Raw genomic sequence first — 21,724 nt, forward strand, 5'->3', positions numbered from 1 at the left:
CCATGCTGGCCTACATTTTCAAACGCTTGCTGCTGATGATTCCGACCTTGTTCGGCGTGTTGTTGATGACTTTCGTGGTGATCCAGTTTGTGCCCGGTGGCCCGGTTGAGCAGATGGTGGCCCAGCTGCAAGGCCGTGACACGGGCGGGGAGGGAGCAGCCGCCGCGGGCAGCGGTTATCGGGGCAGGCAGGGCGTGGATGCCGCCCGCATTGCCGAAATTAAAACGCTGTACGGTTTTGACAAGCCCCCCACGGAGCGGTTCTGGATGATGCTCCAGCAATTTGCGCAGTTCGATCTGGGCAAGAGCTTTTTTTACCCCAAAGACGTCTGGAGTCTGATCAAGGAAAAATTACCCGTGTCCATCAGTCTGGGCTTGTGGACGTTTTTCCTGAGTTATTTGGTCTCGGTGCCCTTGGGCATTGCCAAGGCCGTGCGGGCGGGCACGCGTTTTGACACGCTCAGCAGTTTGCTGGTGCTGGTGGGCTATGCCATTCCAGGTTTTGTGCTGGGTGTCGCCTTGCTGGTGATTTTTGGTGGACAGCTGCAGTGGTTTCCACTGCGCGGCCTGACCTCGTCCAATTGGGAGCAGCTGAGCTGGGGTGCCAAAGTGGTCGACTATCTGTGGCATATCGCCTTGCCGGTCACGGCCAGTGTGTTGGGCTCGTTTGCCGTGATCACCATGCTGACCAAGAACGCATTTTTGGAAGAAATCCGCAAACAGTATGTGCTGACGGCACGCGCCAAAGGCCTGAGTGAAAACCGGGTGCTCTACCGCCATGTCATGCGCAACGCCTTGATTCCGCTGGTCACGGGTTTTCCTGCGGCCTTCATTGGCGCCTTTTTCACCGGTTCACTGCTGATCGAAACCCTGTTTTCGCTCGATGGACTGGGTTTGCTCAGTTATGAGGCCGTGATCCGACGCGACTACCCGGTGGTGCTGGGTACCTTGTATTTGTTCACCCTGATCGGGCTGGTCACCAAGCTGATCAGTGACCTGTGCTACCTGTGGGTCGACCCCCGCGTGAAGTTTGACAAATGACCGCAGCGACCAACACCGCCTTGCTGCACCAGACCTCGCCCTCAGCCCGGGCTTGGCAGCGTTTCAGGCGCAACCGCCTGGGCTTTGGCAGCCTGATCATTTTTGTCACCCTGTTCATCCTGAGCTTGGGTGCCGAGTTCTTGTCCAACGACAAACCCCTGGTGGTGCGTTTTGAGGGGCAGTGGTACTTTCCCGTGGTGCAGACCTTGCCTGAAAAAGTGTTTGGCGGTGACTTCGAGACACCTGCCGATTACCTGGACCCTTTCATCCAGCAACAGCTGCACAAGGGTGACAACTGGGCTTTGCAAGCCCTCAATCCATACCACCACAGCACCCTCGACTATTTCGCGCCTTTGCCCAACCCGGCCCCGCCCACTGGGCGCAACTGGCTGGGGACAGATGACCGGGGGCGTGATGTCTTGGCGCGTTTGCTTTATGGCTTTCGGGTCTCGGTGCTGTTTGCTTTGGCGCTCACCCTGTTTGGTGTGGTGCTGGGCGTGTTGACCGGCGCGGTACAGGGCTTTTTTGTGGGCAAGACCGACCTGGTGTTTCAGCGCTTCATCGAAGTCTGGAGCGCCATGCCTGAGCTGTATTTGCTCATCATCTTCTCGGCCGTGTTCGAGCCCAGCGTGGGATTGCTGCTCTTGCTGCTGGGCCTGTTCGGTTGGATGGGTTTGTCCGACTATGTGCGGGCCGAGTTTTTGCGCAACCGGCAGCTCGATTACGTCAAATCGGCTCGTGCGCTGGGCTTGGGCCATTGGCAGATCATGTGGCGGCATGTGCTGCCCAACAGCATGACCCCGGTGGTGACCTTTTTGCCGTTTCGCATGAGCGGCGCCATTTTGGCCCTGACCTCGCTGGACTTTTTGGGCCTGGGCGTGCCCCCTGGCACACCCTCGTTGGGGGAGTTGCTGGCCCAAGGCAAAAACAACATCGACGCCTGGTGGATATCGATGTCCACTTTCGTGGTGTTGGTGGTGACCTTGCTGCTCTTGACCTTCATGGGCGACGCCTTGCGCGACGCACTCGACCCGCGAAAGGTGGACACATGAGCACCCCACAAGCTTTGTTGGAACTCCAAGACCTGCGCATCGCCTTTGGCGGTCAGCCCGTGGTGCATGGCGTGAACCTGAGCATTCAAGCGGGTGAGCGCGTGGCTTTGGTGGGGGAGTCGGGATCGGGCAAGTCGGTCACCGCGCTGTCGGTGCTGCGTTTGCTGGAATCCGCCGAGCTTTCGGGTCAGGTGCTGTGGCAAGGCCAAAACTTGCTGCAGCAAACCCCTGCTGAGATGCAGCGCATCCGTGGCGACGAGATCGCCATGATTTTTCAGGAGCCCATGACGGCGCTCAACCCTTTGATGACGGTGGGGTCGCAGATCTCGGAAGTGCTGCAGCTCAAAAAGCTCATGCATCGGCGCGACGCCGATGCGCGTGCCGTGCATTTGTTGTCCGAAACCGGGATCGACGACTCAGAGCGCCGTTTTGGGGCTTACCCGCACCAGTTGTCAGGCGGCCAACGCCAACGCGCCATGATGGCCATGGCCCTCGCGTCTGAGCCCAAGCTGCTGCTGGCGGACGAGCCCACCACCGCCCTGGACGCCAGTTTGCGGCTGCAGATGCTGCAGCTGCTGGCCGATTTGCAGCAAAAAACCGGCATGGCTGTGCTGCTGATCACACACGATTTGGCCCTGGTGCGCCACTTTGCCGACCGCGTGGCGGTGATGGAAAAAGGCCATTTGGTGGAGCAGGGCGCTTTGGCCGATGTGTTCTCGCATCCGAAGCACCCCTACACCCAAAAGCTCTTGGACAGCCGGCCTGGACGAGAGGGTTTGGTCGAGGTCCCCGCCGCAGCGACCCCTTTGATGCAGGCCAAGGGATTGCAGGTGCGCTACCCCATGGCGGTGCCAGGTTTTCGGAACTGGTTTCGCCAGCACCATTTCACGGCCTTGCATCCGGCAGACTTCAGCATTTCACCGGGCACCACTTTGGGGGTGATGGGGGAGTCGGGGTCTGGCAAATCCAGTTTGGCGCAGGCCGTGTTGGGCTTGATCCCCTTTGGTGGAGCGCTCTCCTTCGGGGGGCAGACCTGGCAAGGTGTTCCCCGCAGAGACCAGACCTTGCGGCAGCGGGTGCAGGTGGTTTTTCAGGACCCATACGGCAGCTTGTCACCGCGCATGACGGTGGGTGAAATCGTCTCGGAAGGCTTGCGACTGCACCAGCCGCAATGGTCCGAAGCGGTCATCGAAGCCCGGGTGGTGGCGACCTTGGCCGAAGTAGGGCTGAGCTCGAGCGACTTTGCGGACTTGCTCAACCGCTACCCCCATGCTTTTTCTGGGGGGCAAAGGCAGCGCATTGCTTTGGCACGTGCACTGGTCATGGCGCCGCAATTGCTGGTGCTGGATGAACCAACCAGTGCGCTCGATGTCACCGTGCAAAAGCAAATCCTCAAGTTACTTCAGGCGTTGCAAAAAAATCGAAACATGGCGTATTTATTGATTACCCATGACATCGACGTTTTGCGGGCCATGTCTCATCAGGTGATGGTGCTGCAAGCCGGACGGATTGTGGAGGCGGGGCCTGCTGAGCAGGTGCTGCACCAGCCCGGGCATGACTACACCCGCCGTTTGTTGGCCGCCTTTCCAGATGGCTGAGCCATCCCAGGGCCATTCGGGTCTCGTTTTCCTTCAAAATCACGCACTTAGCGCGTTTTTCGGCTAGAATACTGGCTTCACGACCAAACGGGCGGGTTTTCACCGCCCGTTTTTTTTGGGTCTTTCTTTTTTAACGTTGACATTCCGAAGCTCTGTGGCATTGCAGCAAATTGTTCAAGAAACCGTGACCGGCCTGGGCTATGACCTGGTTGAGATTGACCGCACAGCGGGCGGTTTGTTGCGCATCACCATCGACTGGCCTTGGCAGCCGGGCTCGGAGTTGTTCATCAACGTGGAAGATTGCGAAAAAGTCAATCGGCAGCTGCAGTTTGCCCTTGAGGTCGACGGTGTGACCTACAACCGGCTCGAGGTGTCATCGCCCGGTATTGATCGCCCCTTGCGCAATGCGCAAGACTTTGAGCGTTTCGTCGGTGAGTTGATCGATCTCACCCTCAAAGCCCCTATGGGCGAGAGCGCTGCTGGGATGGTCAACCCGACGCGTAAAAAATTTCGCGGCACGCTCGAGCGTGACGCCACCGGCCAAGGCTGGCAAATCGTCTGGAGCGATGCGCCCGCTGTCAAGCCCGGTCAAAAAGTCAGTCCAAAGCGAGCCCCTGCACCGTTGCATGCACTGGGGTTCACATTGGACGAATTGCGCGAGGCCCGTTTGGCCCCCGTGGTGGATTTCAAAGGGCGCAAGCCAAAGGTTGAAACCTGACCGGGTGTCAGGTTTTGAGCATTTTTATCGGGTCTGAACCGCAGACCCAGTGGAACAGGAGAGTCATTCATGAATCGCGAAATGTTGATGTTGGTCGAAGCCATCTCACGTGAAAAGAACGTTGAGCGCGACGTGGTGTTTGGTGCCGTTGAAGCTGCATTGGCCCAAGCCACCAAGAAGCTGTACGCCGGTGAGGTGGACATCCGCGTGGCGGTGGACCGTGACAACGGCAACTACGATACTTTCCGCCGCTGGCACGTGGTCCCCGATGAGGCCGGTCTGCAGTTGCCGGAACAGGAAATCCTGTTGTTTGAAGCCAAAGAACAGATCTCCGACATTGAAGTCGACGAGTACATCGAAGAGCCGATCGAATCTGTGCCCATTGGCCGCATCGGTGCCATGGCGGCCAAGCAGGTCATCCTGCAAAAAATCCGGGACGCCGAGCGTGAAATGCTGCTCAACGACTTCATGTCGCGGGGCGAGAAGATTTTTGTGGGCACCGTCAAACGCATGGACAAGGGCGACATCATCTGTGAAGCCGGCCGCATCGAAGGCCGTCTGCGTCGCAGCGAAATGATCCCCAAGGAAAACCTGCGCAGCGGTGACCGTGTGCGCGCCATGATCATGGAAGTGGACCTGACTTTGCGGGGTGCGCCCATCTTGTTGTCGCGTTCCGCCCCCGAGTTCATGATCGAACTCTTTCGCCAAGAAGTGCCTGAGATCGAGCAAGGCCTGCTGGAAATCAAGACCTGCGCCCGCGACCCGGGCTCACGCGCCAAAATTGCCGTTTTGTCACACGACAAACGCGTGGACCCCATCGGCACCTGCGTCGGTGTGCGCGGCACCCGTGTCAATGCCGTTACCAATGAATTGGCTGGCGAGCGCGTCGACATTGTCTTGTGGAGTGAAGACCCGGCCCAGTTCGTGATCGGCGCGTTGGCCCCAGCCAATGTCCAGTCCATCGTGGTGGACGAAGAAAAGCACGCCATGGACGTGGTGGTGGACGAAGAAAACTTGGCGATCGCGATCGGTCGCGGCGGCCAGAACGTGCGCTTGGCTTCTGACTTGACCGGCTGGAAGATCAACATCATGGACGCGGCCGAGTCTGCCCAGAAGCAGGCCGAAGAAACAACTGGCATTCGCCAGCTGTTCATGGAAAAGCTCGATGTCGACCAAGAGATTGCTGACATCCTGATCAGCGAAGGGTTCACCAGCCTGGAAGAAGTGGCCTATGTGCCGATCCAGGAAATGCAGGAGATCGAAAGCTTCGACGAAGACACGATCAACGAATTGCGTACACGTGCCAAAGACGCCTTGCTGACGCTCGAAATTGCGCGTGAAGAGAGTGTTGAAGACGTGTCTCAGGACCTGCGTGACCTGCCAGGCCTGACGCCTGAGCTCATTTCCAAGCTGGTTGAAGCGGGTATCCATACCCGTGATGACTTGGCTGATTTGGCCACCGACGAACTGACTGACATCACCGCTCAGACAGCTGAAGAGGCGACCACCCTGATCATGAAAGCCCGCGAACATTGGTTCGCTGGCCAGGCCTGAAGTCTGATGGAGGCTTGAACAAAATTATGTCCAGTACCACTGTTGCCGAGTTCGCCAATGAACTCAAAAAATCTGCCGATGTCTTGTTGGATCAATTGCGATCAGCAGGCGTTGCCAAGACCTCGGACAGCGACACGCTGACCGATACCGACAAACAAAAACTGCTGAGTTATTTGCAAGCCAGTCACGGCACTGTGACAGCTGATCGCAAGAAGATCACCTTGGTGAAAAAGTCCACCAGTGAGATCAAGCAGGCCGATGCTTCAGGCAGAGCACGTACGATCCAGGTCGAAGTGCGCAAGAAGCGCACCCTGATCAAGCGTGACGATGAACCCGCCGCGCAGCCTGAAGAGCCCGTGATCGATCATGCGGATTTGGCGCGTCGTGAAGAAGAAGCCCGTCGCCAGGCCGAGTTGATCAGCCGTCAGGAAGAGGAGCTCGCCGAAAAACGCCGTTTGCGTGAAGCGCAGGAAGCGCAGGAGCGAACAGAATTGGCAGCGCAAGAGGCCAAGGCCCGTGCTGAAGTTCAGGCACTCGCTGAAGCTGCAGCCTTGGCAGCTGGCCATGCCGCACCTTCCAAGCCTCAAATCAGCCGCGAAGACCGTGAGCAGTTGGCCCGCGCAGAAGCGGCCAGCATCAATGCGGCATCGCAGGCCAAGCCGGCGCCTGTTGTGTCTGCCGAAAGCCAGGCTGCAGCCAAGGCTGCCGAGTTGGCTGAAGCTGCTGCTGCCAAAGCCAAGACAGAGCACGCTGTACGCGAAGCTGCTTCCTTGAAAGCTGCAGCCGATTCAAAGGCCAAAGCCGATGAAGAAACGGCCCGCGCTCAGGACCTGGATGCACGTCGTCGCAAAGCCTTGGCCGAAGCCGAAGCCATCCGGACCATGATGAGCGCCCCTAAAAAGGTGTTGGTCGCCAAAAAAGATGAGCCCAAAGTTGAAGCCAAGGCCCCTGTCAAAGGCACCTTGCACAAACCCGCAGGCACGCCCGCCCCCGGTACCCGCGCAGCTGCAGCGCAGGCTGCGGCACCCGCTGCCCCTGGCGCGAACAAAGAAGTCAAGTCGGCCAAGCTGTCATCCAGCTGGGCAGGTGATCCGGCCAAGAAAAAGGCCATTCCCACACGTGGCGACACCAGTGGAGGTGTGGGCCGTAACAACTGGCGCACCGGCCCACGTGGCCGACGCGGCAACGACCGCGACCGCGACGATGGCCAAAGTCAGCAGGCCCCTGCTGAAGTGCGTGTGCTCGAAGTGCATGTGCCCGAAACCATCACCGTGGCCGAATTGGCCCACAAGATGGCCATCAAGGCCTCTGAGGTCATCAAACACCTCATGAAGTTGGGCCAGATGGCCACCATGAACCAGCCGCTGGACCAAGACACCGCCATGATCGTGGTGGAAGAAATGGGCCACAAAGCGGTGGTGGCGGCGCTGGACGATCCGGAAGCCTTCACCGACGACGAAGTGTCGGACCAACACGCCGAATTGCTCTCCCGTGCCCCCGTGGTGACCGTCATGGGCCACGTGGACCACGGTAAAACCTCTTTGCTGGACTACATTCGCCGGGCCAAAGTGGCCTCGGGCGAAGCCGGTGGCATCACCCAGCACATTGGCGCTTACCACGTTGAAACGCCTCGCGGCATGATCTCCTTCCTCGACACCCCCGGTCACGAGGCCTTCACGGCCATGCGCGCCCGTGGTGCTCAAGCCACCGACATCGTCATCCTCGTGGTGGCCGGTGACGACGGCGTGATGCCGCAAACCAAGGAAGCGATCAAGCACGCCAAAGCAGCCGGTGTGCCGATTGTGGTGGCCATCAACAAGATGGACAAACCCGATGCCAACATTGAGCGTGTGCGCGCTGAGCTGATTGCCGAAGAAGTCGTGCCCGAAGAATTCGGTGGCGAATCGCCTTTTGTCTCCGTGTCGGCCAAAACCGGCATGGGCATCGACAATCTGCTGGAGCAAGTGCTCTTGCAGGCCGAAGTGCTGGAACTCAAGGCCCCGGTGCAAGCCGCAGCCAAGGGTCTCGTGATCGAGGCGCGTCTGGACAAGGGGCGTGGTCCTGTGGCCACCATCCTGGTGCAGTCCGGCACCTTGAACACAGGCGATGTGGTGCTGGCGGGTCAGACCTTTGGTCGCGTGCGTGCCATGTTGGACGAAAACGGCGCGACCATCAAATCTGCGGGTCCATCGATTCCCGTCGAGATTCAGGGCCTGACCGAAGTGCCGCAAGCCGGTGACGAGTTCATGGTCATGGGCGACGAGCGCCGTGCCCGCGAGATCGCCACTTACCGTGCGGGCAAGTTCCGCAACACCAAGCTGGCCAAGCAACAAGCGGCCAAGCTCGAGAACATGTTCACCGACATTTCGGCGGGCGAAGTCAAGATGCTGCCCATCATCATCAAGGCCGACGTGCAGGGTTCTCAGGAAGCATTGGGCGCATCCTTGCTCAAATTGTCGAACGAAGAAGTCAAAGTCCAGCTGGTTTACTCCGGCGTGGGCGGCATCAGCGAGTCGGACATCAACCTGGCGATCGCCTCCAAGGCCATCGTGATCGGTTTCAATGTGCGTGCCGATGCGGGTGCGCGCAAGTTGGCCGAAGGCAATGGCGTGGATCTGCATTACTACAACATCATTTATGACGCTGTGGACGAGCTCAAGGCCGCCATGTCGGGCATGTTGGCACCCGAGCAGCGCGAAGAAATCATGGGCATGGCCGAAATCCGGACCGTGTTCGTGGCGTCCAAAATCGGTACGGTGGCCGGCTGTATGGTCACCTCAGGTCAAGTCACCCGCAGCGCCAAGTTCCGTTTGTTGCGCGACAACGTGGTCATCTACACCGGTGAGCTCGACTCGCTCAAGCGACTCAAGGACGACGTGCGCGAAGTCAAAGAAGGCTTCGAGTGCGGTATCAAGCTCAAAAACTACAACGACATCAAAGAAGGTGATCAACTCGAATTCTTTGACGTCAAGGAAATTGCGAGAACGCTGTAAATGGCGCGTAAAAAGCAGTCCTCTTTGCCCAATCGCGGATTCCGCGTGGCCGACCAGATCCAGCGTGATCTGGCCGAGTTGATTGCGCGCGAGCTGAAAGATCCGCGTGTGGGCATGGTCACGATCAATGCGATCGAGGTCACGCCCGACTACGCGCACGCCAAGGTCTATTTCAGTGTGTTGACGGGCAACCCCGAAGAAGCCACCGAGGGCCTCAATGCCGCAGCAGGTTTTCTGCGCAATGGCTTGTTCAAGCGTTTGCACATCCACACCGTGCCCACTTTGCACTTTTTGTTTGACCAGACCACCGAACGTGCGTCGGACATGAATGCATTGATTGCCAAGGCCGTGTCGTCTCGCGCCCAGGAGGACTGAGCATGAACGCGCCACGCACCAGGGTGCAGAGGCGCCCTGTGCATGGGGTGCTTCTGCTCGACAAACCACTGGGTCTTTCCAGCAACCAGGCTTTGCAAAAAGCCAAATGGTTGCTGCGCGCAGAAAAAGCGGGCCACACCGGTACGCTGGACCCTTTGGCGACTGGGGTGTTGCCCTTGTGTTTTGGGGCGGCCACCAAATTCAGCCAGCAACACCTGGACGCCGACAAGACTTACGAGACCACGGTTCGCTTGGGTTTGAAAACCAGCACAGGCGATGCCGAGGGCGAGGTCATTTCTGTCCGAGAAGTGTCATGTTCAGCGGGTATGGTGGTCGAGGTGCTGGACAGGTTCATGGGGCCCATCAGCCAAGTGCCGCCGATGCACAGCGCCTTGAAAAAGGATGGCAAGGCCTTGTACGAATATGCCCGACAGGGTGAAACCGTGGCGCGCGAAGCGCGCCACGTGGTGATCCATGATCTGGATTTGTTGGACATGCAACTGCAGGGCGACGCGCCTTTTTTGCGTTTGCGTGTGCGCTGCTCCAAAGGCACTTACATCCGCACGCTGGGCGAAGACATCGCCGAAGCCCTGGGTTGTGGTGGCCATTTGAGCGCTTTGCGCCGTGTGGTGACCGGGCCTTTTGAGCAAGCCCTGTGCGTATCGCTCGTGCAGCTTGAAGCCATGGACGAAAGCCAGCGCTTGGCGGCTTTGCTGCCGGTGCATGTCTTGTTGCCGGGTTATACCGAGGTGCAGTTGGACAAAGACAGCACCGATCGTTTTTTGAATGGGGTGCGCAGACGCGGCCCTTGGGTTGATTGTGATCAAGTCGTGGTGTATGGAGAACATCCTCGTGCCTTGCTGGGAACAGCACATGTGCACGGCGGCGAATTGATTCCGGGTCGATTGTTGAGCCCGATGGAAATTCAACAGATTTTAGAAAAATCACCTGCCACCGAGCCGTTGCTGGCCGAGCAGGTTTAAAGGAAGAGAAAGCATGACCAAGCAAATCCGCAACATCGCCATCATCGCCCACGTTGACCATGGCAAAACCACCATGGTGGACCAACTGCTTCGCCAGTCGGGCACCTTCGCTGACCACGAGAAAATCGTGGACACCGTGATGGACAACAACGCCATCGAACGTGAGCGTGGCATCACCATTTTGGCCAAGAACTGCGCCGTGAGCTGGGAAGGCACCCACATCAACATCGTGGACACCCCGGGCCACGCGGACTTCGGCGGCGAAGTGGAACGCGCCTTGTCCATGGTTGACGGCGTGGTCTTGTTGATCGACGCGCAAGAAGGCCCCATGCCGCAAACCCGTTTTGTGACCAAGAAAGCCCTGGCCCTGGGTCTCAAGCCGATCGTGGTGGTCAACAAGGTGGACAAGCCCGGTGCCAACCCCGACAAAGTGGTGAACGCCGCTTTTGACTTGTTCGACAAACTCGGCGCCAACGATGAGCAGCTGGATTTCCCCGTGGTGTATGCCTCCGGTATCAACGGCTGGACATCGCTCGAAGAAGGTGCACCGGGTGAGCAGTGGGGCCCCGACATGTCGGCCTTGTTCAACACCGTGCTCAAGCACGTGCCGCCACAACAAGGTGACCCTGCGGCGCCATTGCAGCTGCAAATCTCTGCGCTCGACTTCTCCACATTCGTGGGCCGTATCGGTGTGGGCCGCATCAGCCAAGGCACCATCAAACCTCAAATGGATGTGGTCGTCATGGAAGGCGCGGACGGCAAAGCCATCAAAGGCCGTGTCAACCAAGTCCTTAAATTCCAAGGCTTGGACCGCGTGCAGGTGACCGAAGCCGGTCCGGGTGACATCGTGTTGATCAACGGCATTGCCGATCTGAACATAGGTGTGACCGTCACCGACGTCGCCAACCCTGCACCGCTGCCCATGTTGAAGGTGGACGAGCCCACGCTGACCATGAACTTCTGCGTCAACACCAGCCCTTTGGCCGGTCGTGAAGGCAAGTATGTGACCAGCCGCCAGATTTGGGACCGTTTGCAAAAAGAACTGCAGCACAACGTGGCTTTGCGCGTCAAGGAAACCGACGAAGAAGGCATCTTTGAAGTCATGGGCCGGGGCGAATTGCACCTGACCATCTTGCTGGAAAACATGCGCCGTGAAGGCTACGAAATGGCTGTTTCCAAGCCACGCGTGGTGTTCCGCGATGTCAATGGCGAGCGCCATGAGCCCATCGAACTGGTCACGGCGGACATCGAAGAAACCCACCAGGGTGGCGTGATGCAAGCTTTGGGCGAGCGCAAGGGTGAATTGGTCAACATGGAACCCGATGGCCGTGGCCGCGTCCGTTTGGAATACCGCATTCCAGCGCGCGGTCTGATCGGTTTCACCAACGAATTCCTGAACCTGACGCGTGGCTCTGGCCTGATCTCCAACATCTTCGACAGCTACGAAGCCCACAAGGGTGACATCGGCGGCCGCAAGAACGGCGTGCTGATTTCCATGGACGACGGTGAAATCTTCACCTACGCTTTGGGCAAGCTCGACGACCGTGGCCGCATGTTCGTGAAGGCGAACGACCCGGTGTACGAAGGCATGATTGTGGGCATCCACAGCCGTGACAACGACCTGGTGGTGAACGCCACACGCACCAAGCAGTTGACCAACTTCCGTGTGTCCGGCAAGGAAGACGCGATCAAGATCACACCACCCATCGACCTGACGCTGGAATACGGTGTGGAGTTCATCGAGGACGACGAGTTGGTCGAAATCACACCCAAGAGCGTTCGTCTGCGCAAGCGTTTCCTGAAGGAAAGCGACCGCAAGCGCAACAAGTGATCCGATCAGCGCCATGAAAATGTCACACGGTATGGCCGTCTGGGTCATGGTCGGCAATGCGGCCTTGTGGTCGACAGCCGGCGTGGTGACGCGGCATTTGGAAGAAGCACGCAGCTTTGAAGTGACTTTCTGGCGCAGTTTTTTCACCGTGCTCTCGTTGCTGGTGATCTTGCCGCTGTGGCAGGGCAAGGGAATTTTTTCCCGCTTGCCCTGGCGCAACCGTTATTTCTGGCTTTCTGGCGTTTGCTGGAGTGTCATGTTCACTGCCTTCATGGTGGCTTTGACATTGACAGCCGTCGCCAATGTCTTGATCACCTTGGCTGTCGGCCCCTTGCTCACGGCTTTGATCACTCGGGTTTTTTTGGGCCATCGCTTGCCTGGGCGAACCTGGTTGGCGATCGCTTTGGCGGGTATCGGCATAGGCTGGATGTATGGCAACCAACTGAGTTTGGGCGATCCGAATTTCCTGTTGGGGTCTTTGGTGGCGCTGTGTGTGCCTGTTGCGGGTGCCATCCAATGGACGATCGTGCAAAAAAGTCAGAGTGAAGGGCAAAACCTGGATCTGGTTCCTTCGGTCCTCTTGGGGGCCATCTTTTCATGTGTGTTGACCTTGCCACTGGCCGCCCCATTTCAGGCCTCGGTGCATGATGTGGGTTTGTTGGCTGGATTGGGTTTGTTTCAACTGGCCATTCCCTGCGCTTTGTCCGTGGTTTGTGCCCGTGTGCTCAAAGCGCCAGAAGTGTCCTTGCTGGCTTTGCTGGAAATCGTGTTTGGCATTGCATTGGCTTGGTGGGGGGCCAACGAAACGCCTCAGTTGAGCGTGCTCTTTGGGGGTACTCTGGTTTTGGGAGCCTTGCTTCTCAATGAATGGTTAGGCTGGAGGCAGAACAATGTCTGACGTCATCGCGCACATCGAAGGCCGCATCGGCTGCATCACCCTCAACCGCCCCAAGGCGCTGAACGCCTTGTCGCTCGACATGGTGCGGGCCTTGACCCAAGCTTTGCGCGATTGGCAAGCCAATGAGCAAGTGTTGGCCGTGGCTGTGCGCGGCACCGGCAAAGAAGGGCCGTTCGGCGCTTTCTGTGCGGGCGGCGACATCCGATTTTTCCATCAGGCCGCACACGCAGGCGACGCTTCCTTGGGTGACTTTTTCACCGAGGAGTACCGCCTCAACCACCTGATCCACACCTACCCCAAGCCTTATATCGCCTTCATGGACGGCATCGTCATGGGCGGCGGCATGGGCATCAGCCAGGGCGCCAGCGTGCGTGTGGTGACCGAGCGCACCAAGATGGCCATGCCCGAAACCCACATCGGTCTGTTCCCGGATGTGGGCGGCGGTTATTTCCTCAGCCGTTGTCCGGGGCGTCTGGGTGAATACCTAGGGCTGACGGGGCAGATGCTGAACGGCGCACAGGCCGTGGCCGCCAAACTGGCCGATATTGCCTTGCCCAGCGGCATGCTGGAGCCCATCTGGCAGACCTTGATCAGCAGCCCCTTTGAGAACGCCGAATCGGTGGAGCGTTGGGTGCTGGCCCAAGCGGGGGCTATGACGCCAGAAAAGCTCACACCACAGCCACAAATTGACGAGGTGTTTGGTTTGCCTTCGGTGGCCGACATGCTGACCCGGTTGGAATCGTCGTCCGATGAATGGAGCCAGAAAACGGCCCACACCTTGCGCCACCGCTCCCCCCTGATGCTGCACGTCGTGCTCGAACAGATCCGCCGTGCCCGTCAAATGAGCTTGGCCGATGACCTGCGCCTAGAGCGGGACATGGTGCACCACTGTTTCCACTTGCGCGCGGTGGCGGACAGTGACACGGTGGAGGGCATCCGCGCCTTGGCGATCGACAAGGACCACAGCCCCCAATGGAAACCGGCCCGGGTGGAGGATGTGGATTTGTCCGAAGCTGCGCGGTTCTTTGTGAGTCCGTGGCCTTCGGACCACCACCCCCTGCGCGATTTGAGCTGAGGCCGCGTCAGCGGTCGCGGTGGCGGCTTTTCATGGCGCGTTCGACTTCGCGCTTGCCTTCGCGGTCTTTGATGGTGTCGCGTTTGTCGTGCTCGGCCTTGCCCTTGGCCAGCGCGATGTCACATTTGACCTTGCCGGCTTTCCAGTGCAAATTGATTGGCACCAGGGTGTAGCCCTTTTGCTCGATCTTGCCGATCAGCCGCTTGATCTCTTCCTTGTTCAGCAGTAATTTGCGCGTGCGTGCGGCCTCGGGGTTGATGTGGGTGGAAGCGGTTTTGAGCGGGTTGATCAGGCAGCCGATGATGAACAGCTCGCCATTGCGAATGACCACATAACCATCGGTCAACTGCACTTTGCCTTCGCGGATGGCCTTGACCTCCCAGCCCTCGAGCACCATGCCGGCCTCGTAGCGTTCTTCAAAAAAATAGTCGAATGACGCTTTTTTGTTCTCGGCAATCTTGGCAAAAACGGGGGCAGCAGGGGACTTTTTGGTGGTGGCCATGAGGAGCAGATAAGGACGGCACGGCCGTTCGCAAGGGTGTGCAGTCGGCTCAAGCGCCCGAAGGCGCATTGAAAAACTACAATCGCTGCATTGTATGAAGAATATCCACAAGTCCGTTCTGATCTGGTACTCGCCAGAAGAAATGTTTCGCCTCGTGACCGACGTGGCGCGCTACCCCGAATTTTTGCCCTGGTGTGACCGTGCCAGCGTGCTCGAAACCGACGCCCAAGGCATGATGGCCGAAGTGGGCATCAGCCTGGGCGGCATCCAGCAAACCTTCACCACCCGCAACACCCATGAAGAAGGGCGCTCGGTGGGCATGAGCTTGGTCAAAGGCCCGTTTTCCAACCTGAGCGGCATGTGGCGCTTCACACCCGTGGGCGACGGCACCCAACGCGCCTGCAAAGTCGAGCTGGATTTGCAGTACGGTTTTTCCAGCAAAACCTTGGCCGCGCTGGTGGGCCCTGTCTTTGACAAGATCGCGGCCAGCCTGGTCGATGCTTTTGTGAAACGCGCCGAAGCCGTCTATGGCTGAGCCCGCCGTTTGGGTCACGCTCTGCTGGAGCTTGGCGCCCCGACACGTCCATGAGATGCGCTTGCTGGTGCCCGCTGGCAGTACGGTGGCCTCTGCGCTGGAACTGGGTGTGGCGCAGTGCGTGCAAAACCCGGGTTCAAAGGACAACGCTTCTTTGTCTTCCCTGCGCTTTCAGCAGCCTGGTATCTGGGGCAAAAAAGTACCTTGGACGCATGTTGTGCATGCCGATGACCGGATTGAGCTGTACCGTCCGCTCAAGGTCGATCCCAAAGTCGCGCGCCGCCAGCGCTTCAAGCGCCAAGGCAAAGGCCGTACAGGTCTTTTTGCGAACCGCAAAAACGGCTCAGCCGCTGGGTATTGAAAAAACCATGCAAGCGCTGTTGAACGCCATTGCCCAGATGCAAGTCACCGCCGATGCACACCGGGTGTTTCATGGTCGGGGTGGCCTGTACCCCGGTTGCGAGCACTGGACACTGGATTGGTTTTCGCCTGTTTGGGTCCTGACCAGCTTCAAACCCGTCGGCGAAGATGAGCTGGCTTTGTGCCATGCCGCCTTGCAAGCGCGCTGGCAAGTGTTGGCGCCCAACGCGACGCTCAATTGGGTGTTCCAGTGCCGCGCGCCAGGCGAGGCCCAAACCCGGCTCATGGCCGGCAGCGTGCCCGAGCCGCATGTGGTGAACGAGCTGGGGGCCAAGTACCAGGTGCATGTGATGCGGGGCCAGAACCATGGCCTGTTTCTGGACATGGCCAACGGGCGCGAATGGCTCAAACGGCACGCCCAACAGGAAAACATCCTCAACCTGTTTGCTTACACCTGCGCGTTTTCCGTGGTGGCCTTGCAGGGCGGGGCGGCGCAGGTGGTCAATCTGGACATGAGCCAGGCCGCGCTGGCGGTGGGTCAACAAAACCACCGGCTGAACGATTTGCCAGCGAAAGCCCGTTTTCTGGGCCACGACATCTTCAAAACCTGGGGCAAGATCAGCAAGATGGGGCCCTATGGCGTGATCGTGATCGACCCGCCCAGCTACCAAAAGGGCAGTTTCATCGCCACCAAAGACTACATCAAGCTGATCCGGCGCCTGCCCGATTTGCTGGAGCCGCAAGGCCATGTGCTGCTGTGTTTGAACGCGCCCGAGCTGGACACGGCTTTTTTGCACGCGCAAGTGGCCGAAGCGGCGCCCGGCTTGCGCTTTGTTGAGCGCCTGGCCAACCCGGCAGCCTTTGCCGACATCGATCCGCAAAAGTCGCTCAAGGTGCTTCACTACCAAAACGCCTGAGCCTTTTCTACCCTGCACGGGGCCTGATTTCTGGACGCGAATCAGGGAAATCCCTTGGCCTGCACGGGTACAATCCATTTTTTGGAGCCTTCGCTTATGCGCCTACTCGGTAAAGCCCTGACTTTTGACGACGTCCTCCTCGTCCCTGCTTACTCCCAAGTCCTGCCCAAGGACACGTCGCTGGCGACGCAATTCACCCGAAACATCCGACTGAACCTTCCCCTGGTGTCCGCTGCCATGGACACGGTCACCGAAGCCCGTTTGGCCATTGCCATCGCCCAAGAAGGCGGCATCGGCATCGTGCACAAAAACCTGACGGCGCAAGAGCAAGCGGCCCAAGTGGCCAAGGTCAAGCGTTACGAATCGGGTGTGCTGCGCGACCCGGTTGTCATCACGCCGGACACCACTGTGCGCCAGGTCATGGCCCTGAGCGACGAACTGGGTGTGTCGGGCTTTCCGGTGTGCGATGGTCGCCAAGTGGTGGGTATCGTCACCGGCCGTGACCTTCGCTTTGAAACCCGCTATGACCAAAAAGTCAGCGAGATCATGACACCCCGCGAGCGTCTGATCACCGTGCCCGAGGGCACCACGCCCGAGCAGGCCAAACACCTGCTCAACAAGCACAAATTGGAACGCCTGCTGGTCATCAACGACGCCTTTGAACTCAAAGGTCTGATCACCGTCAAAGACATCACCAAACAGCTGAACTTCCCCAACGCCGCGCGCGACGGTGCGGGCAAATTGCGTGTGGGTGCGGCTGTGGGCGTGGGCGAGGGCACCGAAGAACGCGTGGAAGCCCTGGCCCGTGCGGGTGTGGACGCCATCGTGGTGGACACCGCGCACGGCCACAGCAAAGGCGTGCTCGACCGCGTGCGCTGGGTCAAGCAAAACTACCCGCACATCGAAGTCATTGGCGGCAACATCGCCACCGGGGCTGCCGCTTTGGCGCTGGTCGAAGCCGGTGCCGATGCGGTCAAGGTGGGCATTGGCCCCGGATCGATCTGCACCACCCGCATTGTGGCGGGCGTGGGCGTGCCGCAAATCATGGCGGTCGACAGCGTGGCCACGGCCCTCAAAGGCACTGGCGTGCCATTGATCGCTGACGGCGGCATCCGCTACAGCGGCGACATCGCTAAAGCCATTGCCGCAGGGGCGGGCACCGTGATGATGGGCGGCATGTTTGCGGGCACCGAAGAGGCGCCCGGCGAAATCGTGTTGTTCCAGGGCCGCAGCTACAAAAGCTACCGCGGAATGGGCTCGATTGGCGCGATGCAGCAGGGCAGTGCCGACCGTTACTTTCAAGAGTCCAGCACCGGCAACCCGAATGCCGACAAACTGGTGCCCGAAGGCATCGAAGGGCGCGTGCCTTACAAAGGCTCGGTGGTTTCCATCATTTACCAAATGGCCGGCGGCTTGCGCGCCAGCATGGGCTACTGCGGCTGCGCCACCATCGAGGCCATGCACAACGAATCGCAGTTTGTGGAAATCACCGCTGCGGGCATCCGTGAAAGCCATGTGCACGACGTGCAGATCACCAAAGAAGCGCCGAACTACCGGGCCGACTAAAATCTGCTCCTGATCACCAAGGCGTCTGTACCCCAGACGCCTTTTCATTTCTCTAAGAACGCCGTTTGCCATGCAGCATTCCAAAATCCTGATCCTCGACTTCGGCTCGCAAGTCACCCAGCTGATTGCCCGCCGCGTGCGCGAAGCGCATGTTTTTTGCGAAGTCCACCCCTGTGATGTGAGCAGCGACTGGGTGCGCGAGTACGCCAAAGACGGCAACCTCAAAGGCATCATCTTGTCGGGCTCGCATGCCAGCGTCTACGAGGTGGACGACCGCGCGCCCGAAGCCGTGTTCGAGTTGGGCGTTCCGGTGCTGGGCATTTGCTACGGCATGCAAACCATGGCGCAGCAACTCGGAGGCAAAGTGGAAGCCGGGCACACCCGTGAATTTGGCTATGCCGAAGTGCGTGCGCATGGCCACACCGAATTGCTCAAGGGCATTGAAGACTTTGCCACGGCCGAAGGCCACGGCATGCTCAAGGTCTGGATGAGCCACGGTGACAAGGTCACCCAGATGCCCGAGGGCTTCAAGGTCATGGCCTCCACCCCGGCTTGCCCCATCGCCGGCATGGCCGATGAATCCCGCCACTTTTATGCCGTGCAGTTCCACCCTGAAGTCACGCACACCGTGCAGGGCCAGGCGCTGCTCAACCGCTTTGTGCTGGACATCTGCCAGGCCCGCCCTGACTGGATCATGGGCGACTACATCGAAGAAGCCGTGGCCAAAATCCGCGAGCAAGTGGGTGACGAAGAAGTCATCCTCGGCTTGTCGGGCGGCGTCGATTCGTCGGTGGCGGCTGCCTTGATCCACCGCGCCATCGGCGACAAACTGACCTGCGTCTTTGTGGACCACGGCCTGCTGCGCTTGAACGAGGGCGACATGGTCATGGAGATGTTCGTTGGCAAGCTGCACGCGAAAGTCATCCGTGTGGATGCCAGTGACTTGTTTCTTGGCAAACTGTCCGGCGTGAGCGAGCCCGAAGCCAAGCGCAAGATCATCGGTGGCTTGTTCGTCGATGTATTCAAAGAGCAGGCCGCGAAACTCAAGGCGGGAGATGGAGGCCACAAGGGCGCGACGTTCTTGGCCCAAGGCACGATTTACCCCGACGTGATCGAGTCGGGTGGTGCCAAGAGCAAGAAGGCTGTGACCATCAAGAGCCACCACAACGTGGGCGGTTTGCCCGAGCAACTGGGCTTGAAACTGCTGGAGCCCCTGCGCGAATTGTTCAAGGACGAAGTGCGCGAACTGGGCGTGGCGCTGGGCTTGCCCCGTGAGATGGTCTACCGCCACCCCTTCCCCGGCCCCGGCCTGGGCGTGCGCATCTTGGGTGAAGTCAAAAAAGAATACGCCGACCTGCTGCGCCGTGCGGATGCGATCTTTATTGAAGAGCTGCGCAACTTCACCGACGAATCGGGCAAAACTTGGTACGACCTGACCAGCCAAGCCTTCACGGTGTTCTTGCCCGTGAAAAGCGTGGGCGTGATGGGCGATGGCCGCACCTATGACTACGTGGTGGCCTTGCGCGCTGTGCAAACCAGCGACTTCATGACCGCCGACTGGGCCGAGCTGCCGTATGCGCTGCTGAAAAAGGTGTCGGGACGCATCATCAACGAGGTGCGCGGCATCAACCGGGTGACCTACGACGTGAGTTCAAAACCGCCGGCGACGATCGAGTGGGAGTGACACAAAAGGCACCTTCGGGTGCCTTTGCTTTGGTACAGTCTTTCCATGTACTTGCCCCAACAATTCAACCACCCGCAACACGCTGCGGCCATCATGCGCGAGCACCCTTTTGCCAATGTGGTGTCCACCGACGGTGATGGCTTCCCCTTTGTCACGCATTTGCCGCTCAAGCTGATCGAGGAGGGCGGCCAGCCGATGGCGCTGCTGGGTCACTGTGCACGTGCCAATCCGCATGCCGCATTTTTGCAAGAGCGGCCGCAGGCGCTGGTGACCTTCATGGGGCCGCAGGCCTACATGTCGCCCGCGGTTTACCCCGATTTGCTGCGCGTGCCAACCTGGACTTATCTGGCCGTGCATGCGCGAGTGGAGGCCCGCTTGCTCGAAGGCGAGGAGGCCAAAGATGCTTTGCTCAAACAATTGATTGCCGACCACGAGCCCGCTTATGCCGCGCAGTGGCGCGCGCTGCCCGAGAGCTATGCCCATGGCATGCTGAACGGCATTGTGGCGTTTGAATTGAAGATTCTGGATCTCAAAACCAAGGTCAAGATCAACCAGCACCGACCCGAATCGCACGCGGCCATGCACGCGGCTTATGCCCAAGGCGGCGAACAGGAAAAGGCCTTGGCGCTGTGGATGCAACGGCTGGGCATGGTGGCTTGACCGTGGACGCGCAGCCTCAAGACGCTCACTGGATAGGCCTGGCTTTGGAACAGGCGCGTCAGGCTGCCTTGGCGGGTGAAGTGCCGGTGGGCGCGGTGGTCGTCAAGGACGGGCAAGTGATCGCCACAGGCCGCAACGCACCGATCGCCAGCCACGACCCGACGGCGCACGCCGAGGTGGTGGCTCTGCGCGAAGCGGCTCGCGGGCTGGGCAATTACCGGCTGGACGGTTGCACCTTGTATGTGACGCTGGAGCCCTGCGCCATGTGCAGCGGAGCCATGCTGCACGCCCGGTTGGACCGCGTGGTGTTTGGTGCGCCCGACCTGCGCACCGGGGTGGCGGGCTCGGTGCTCAACCTCTTTGACCACACGCAACTGAACCACCAAACCCAGGTCACGGGCGGCGTGCTGGCCGATGAATGCGGCCAGTTACTCAAAGACTTTTTCAAGCCCAAGAGAATGAACCCCCACCCCCTCAGAGAAGACGCATTGCGCACCCCCGACGCGGCATTTGCCGATTTGCCGGATTACCCCTGGCAGCCGCGCTACATGAACGACCTGCCCAGCATCGCCGGGCTGCGCATGCACTACTTGGATGAGGGCGATGTGAAGGCCCCCTTGACCTGGCTGTGCCTGCATGGCAACCCGGCTTGGAGTTACCTCTACCGCAAGATGATCCCGGTCTGGCTGGCTGCAGGGCACCGTGTGGTCGCCCCTGATTGGATTGGTTTTGGCAAAAGCGACAAGCCCAAAAAGGACAGTTTTCACCAATTCGAAACGCATCGTCAAAGCCTTCTCGATTTGATCGAGCGGCTCGACCTGCAGCGCGTGGTGCTGGTGGTACAGGACTGGGGCGGCATTTTGGGCTTGACCCTGCCCATGGCGGCCCCCGAGCGATTCAAGGGCCTGCTGGTCATGAACACCACTTTGGCCACCGGGGAGCAGCCTCTGAGCGACGGCTTTTTGGCATGGCGCAACTGGTGCCACAGCCAACCGCTGTTCGATGTGGGCAAGCTGTTCAAGCGTGGCAACCCCGGTATGTCGCCGCAAGAGACAGCGGCCTACAACGTGCCCTTCCCGGACAAAGGCTACCGCGCTGCGCTGCGCGCCTTCCCGCCCATGGTGCCGGAATTCGCCGATTCACCGGGGGCTGGCTTGTCGCGGCAAGCGCGTGACTTTTGGCGCAAGGACTGGCAAGGCCAGACGTTCATGGCCATCGGTCAGCAAGACCCGGTGCTGGGCGAACCGGTGATGCGCCAATTGCAAAGCCAGATCTTGGGCTGCCCCGAGCCGATGCTGCTGCCTGATGCCGGGCATTTTGTGCAGGAGCAGGGCAGGGTGATTGCCGAGGCGGCTGTGCGACACTTCAAGCCCTGAATCCGGA

At 59.5% G+C, this 21,724-nt stretch carries 19 protein-coding genes; 18 read left to right on the forward strand and 1 reads right to left on the reverse strand.

What is annotated here, in order from left to right; genetic code table 11:
* Positions 1–2: 2 nt before the first annotated feature.
* The 11 genes from LHAB_RS11060 to LHAB_RS11110 all read left to right on the forward strand — a co-directional run bounded on the left by LHAB_RS11060 (position 3) and on the right by LHAB_RS11110 (position 14,117).
* Positions 3–1,040: a microcin C ABC transporter permease YejB gene (locus tag LHAB_RS11060; protein ID WP_090046312.1), complete on the forward strand. Its 1,038-nt coding sequence runs from the start codon at positions 3–5 to the stop codon at positions 1,038–1,040.
* Positions 1,037–2,092: an ABC transporter permease gene (locus LHAB_RS11065; protein WP_090046315.1), complete on the forward strand. Its 1,056-nt coding sequence runs from the start codon at positions 1,037–1,039 to the stop codon at positions 2,090–2,092. The genes LHAB_RS11060 and LHAB_RS11065 overlap by 4 nt, the downstream gene beginning before the upstream one ends.
* Positions 2,089–3,690, forward strand: coding sequence for an ABC transporter ATP-binding protein (locus LHAB_RS11070; RefSeq protein ID WP_090046318.1), 1,602 nt, complete (start codon positions 2,089–2,091; stop codon positions 3,688–3,690). The genes LHAB_RS11065 and LHAB_RS11070 overlap by 4 nt, the downstream gene beginning before the upstream one ends.
* 154 nt (positions 3,691–3,844) lie before the next feature.
* Positions 3,845–4,408 carry a ribosome maturation factor RimP gene (gene rimP / locus LHAB_RS11075; protein ID WP_090046320.1) on the forward strand — a complete coding sequence of 188 codons (564 nt, stop codon included), beginning with the start codon at positions 3,845–3,847 and terminating at the stop codon, positions 4,406–4,408.
* A gap of 69 nt (positions 4,409–4,477) precedes the next feature.
* Positions 4,478–5,962, forward strand: coding sequence for a transcription termination factor NusA (gene nusA, locus LHAB_RS11080; RefSeq protein WP_090046322.1), 1,485 nt, complete (start codon positions 4,478–4,480; stop codon positions 5,960–5,962).
* Between the two features lie 26 nt (positions 5,963–5,988).
* Positions 5,989–8,955 (forward strand): translation initiation factor IF-2, encoded by a 2,967-nt coding sequence (gene infB / locus LHAB_RS11085; RefSeq protein ID WP_090046324.1) that lies wholly within the window; start codon positions 5,989–5,991, stop codon positions 8,953–8,955.
* Entirely contained in the window at positions 8,956–9,330 is a 375-nt protein-coding gene (gene rbfA, locus LHAB_RS11090) for a 30S ribosome-binding factor RbfA (RefSeq protein ID WP_090046327.1), read from the forward strand.
* A gap of 2 nt (positions 9,331–9,332) precedes the next feature.
* On the forward strand, positions 9,333–10,313 hold the full coding sequence (gene truB / locus LHAB_RS11095; protein WP_090046331.1) for a tRNA pseudouridine(55) synthase TruB: 981 nt from the start codon (positions 9,333–9,335) through the stop codon (positions 10,311–10,313).
* A gap of 13 nt (positions 10,314–10,326) precedes the next feature.
* Complete coding sequence (gene typA, locus LHAB_RS11100; protein ID WP_090046332.1) at positions 10,327–12,144, forward strand: translational GTPase TypA; 1,818 nt, start codon at positions 10,327–10,329, stop codon at positions 12,142–12,144.
* Positions 12,145–12,157: 13 nt separating this feature from the next.
* On the forward strand, positions 12,158–13,042 hold the full coding sequence (locus LHAB_RS11105; RefSeq protein WP_090046334.1) for a DMT family transporter: 885 nt from the start codon (positions 12,158–12,160) through the stop codon (positions 13,040–13,042).
* Positions 13,035–14,117: an enoyl-CoA hydratase/isomerase family protein gene (locus LHAB_RS11110; protein WP_090046336.1), complete on the forward strand. Its 1,083-nt coding sequence runs from the start codon at positions 13,035–13,037 to the stop codon at positions 14,115–14,117. The genes LHAB_RS11105 and LHAB_RS11110 overlap by 8 nt, the downstream gene beginning before the upstream one ends.
* Before the next feature lie 7 nt (positions 14,118–14,124).
* On the opposite strand, the gene smpB is transcribed toward LHAB_RS11110, so the two are convergent.
* Positions 14,125–14,619, reverse strand: a complete 495-nt coding sequence (gene smpB / locus LHAB_RS11115; RefSeq protein ID WP_090046339.1) for an SsrA-binding protein SmpB — start codon at positions 14,617–14,619, stop codon at positions 14,125–14,127.
* 94 nt (positions 14,620–14,713) lie between these two features.
* On the opposite strand from smpB, the gene LHAB_RS11120 reads away from it, so the two are divergent.
* The 7 genes from LHAB_RS11120 (at position 14,714) to tadA (ending at position 21,717) form a co-directional block, all read left to right on the forward strand.
* Positions 14,714–15,154 (forward strand): type II toxin-antitoxin system RatA family toxin, encoded by a 441-nt coding sequence (locus LHAB_RS11120; protein ID WP_090046342.1) that lies wholly within the window; start codon positions 14,714–14,716, stop codon positions 15,152–15,154.
* On the forward strand, positions 15,147–15,515 hold the full coding sequence (locus tag LHAB_RS11125; RefSeq protein WP_090046345.1) for an RnfH family protein: 369 nt from the start codon (positions 15,147–15,149) through the stop codon (positions 15,513–15,515). The genes LHAB_RS11120 and LHAB_RS11125 overlap by 8 nt, the downstream gene beginning before the upstream one ends.
* 7 nt (positions 15,516–15,522) lie before the next feature.
* Positions 15,523–16,431: a class I SAM-dependent methyltransferase gene (locus LHAB_RS11130; RefSeq protein ID WP_090046348.1), complete on the forward strand. Its 909-nt coding sequence runs from the start codon at positions 15,523–15,525 to the stop codon at positions 16,429–16,431.
* A 96-nt stretch (positions 16,432–16,527) separates the two neighbouring features.
* Positions 16,528–17,997, forward strand: a complete 1,470-nt coding sequence (gene guaB, locus LHAB_RS11135) for an IMP dehydrogenase (protein ID WP_090046350.1) — start codon at positions 16,528–16,530, stop codon at positions 17,995–17,997.
* Positions 17,998–18,067: 70 nt separating this feature from the next.
* Positions 18,068–19,681, forward strand: a complete 1,614-nt coding sequence (gene guaA, locus LHAB_RS11140; protein ID WP_090046353.1) for a glutamine-hydrolyzing GMP synthase — start codon at positions 18,068–18,070, stop codon at positions 19,679–19,681.
* Between the two features lie 45 nt (positions 19,682–19,726).
* The gene (locus tag LHAB_RS11145) at positions 19,727–20,341 is read left to right on the forward strand and encodes an FMN-binding negative transcriptional regulator (protein ID WP_090046355.1); all 615 of its coding nucleotides are present in this window, start codon (positions 19,727–19,729) and stop codon (positions 20,339–20,341) included.
* Positions 20,338–21,717 carry a tRNA adenosine(34) deaminase TadA gene (tadA, locus tag LHAB_RS11150; protein ID WP_090046357.1) on the forward strand — a complete coding sequence of 460 codons (1,380 nt, stop codon included), beginning with the start codon at positions 20,338–20,340 and terminating at the stop codon, positions 21,715–21,717. The genes LHAB_RS11145 and tadA overlap by 4 nt, the downstream gene beginning before the upstream one ends.
* The last annotated feature ends 7 nt before the right edge of the window (positions 21,718–21,724 follow it).

Source organism: Limnohabitans sp. 2KL-27 (assembly GCF_001269345.1).
Lineage (GTDB): Bacteria > Pseudomonadota > Gammaproteobacteria > Burkholderiales > Burkholderiaceae_C > Limnohabitans_A.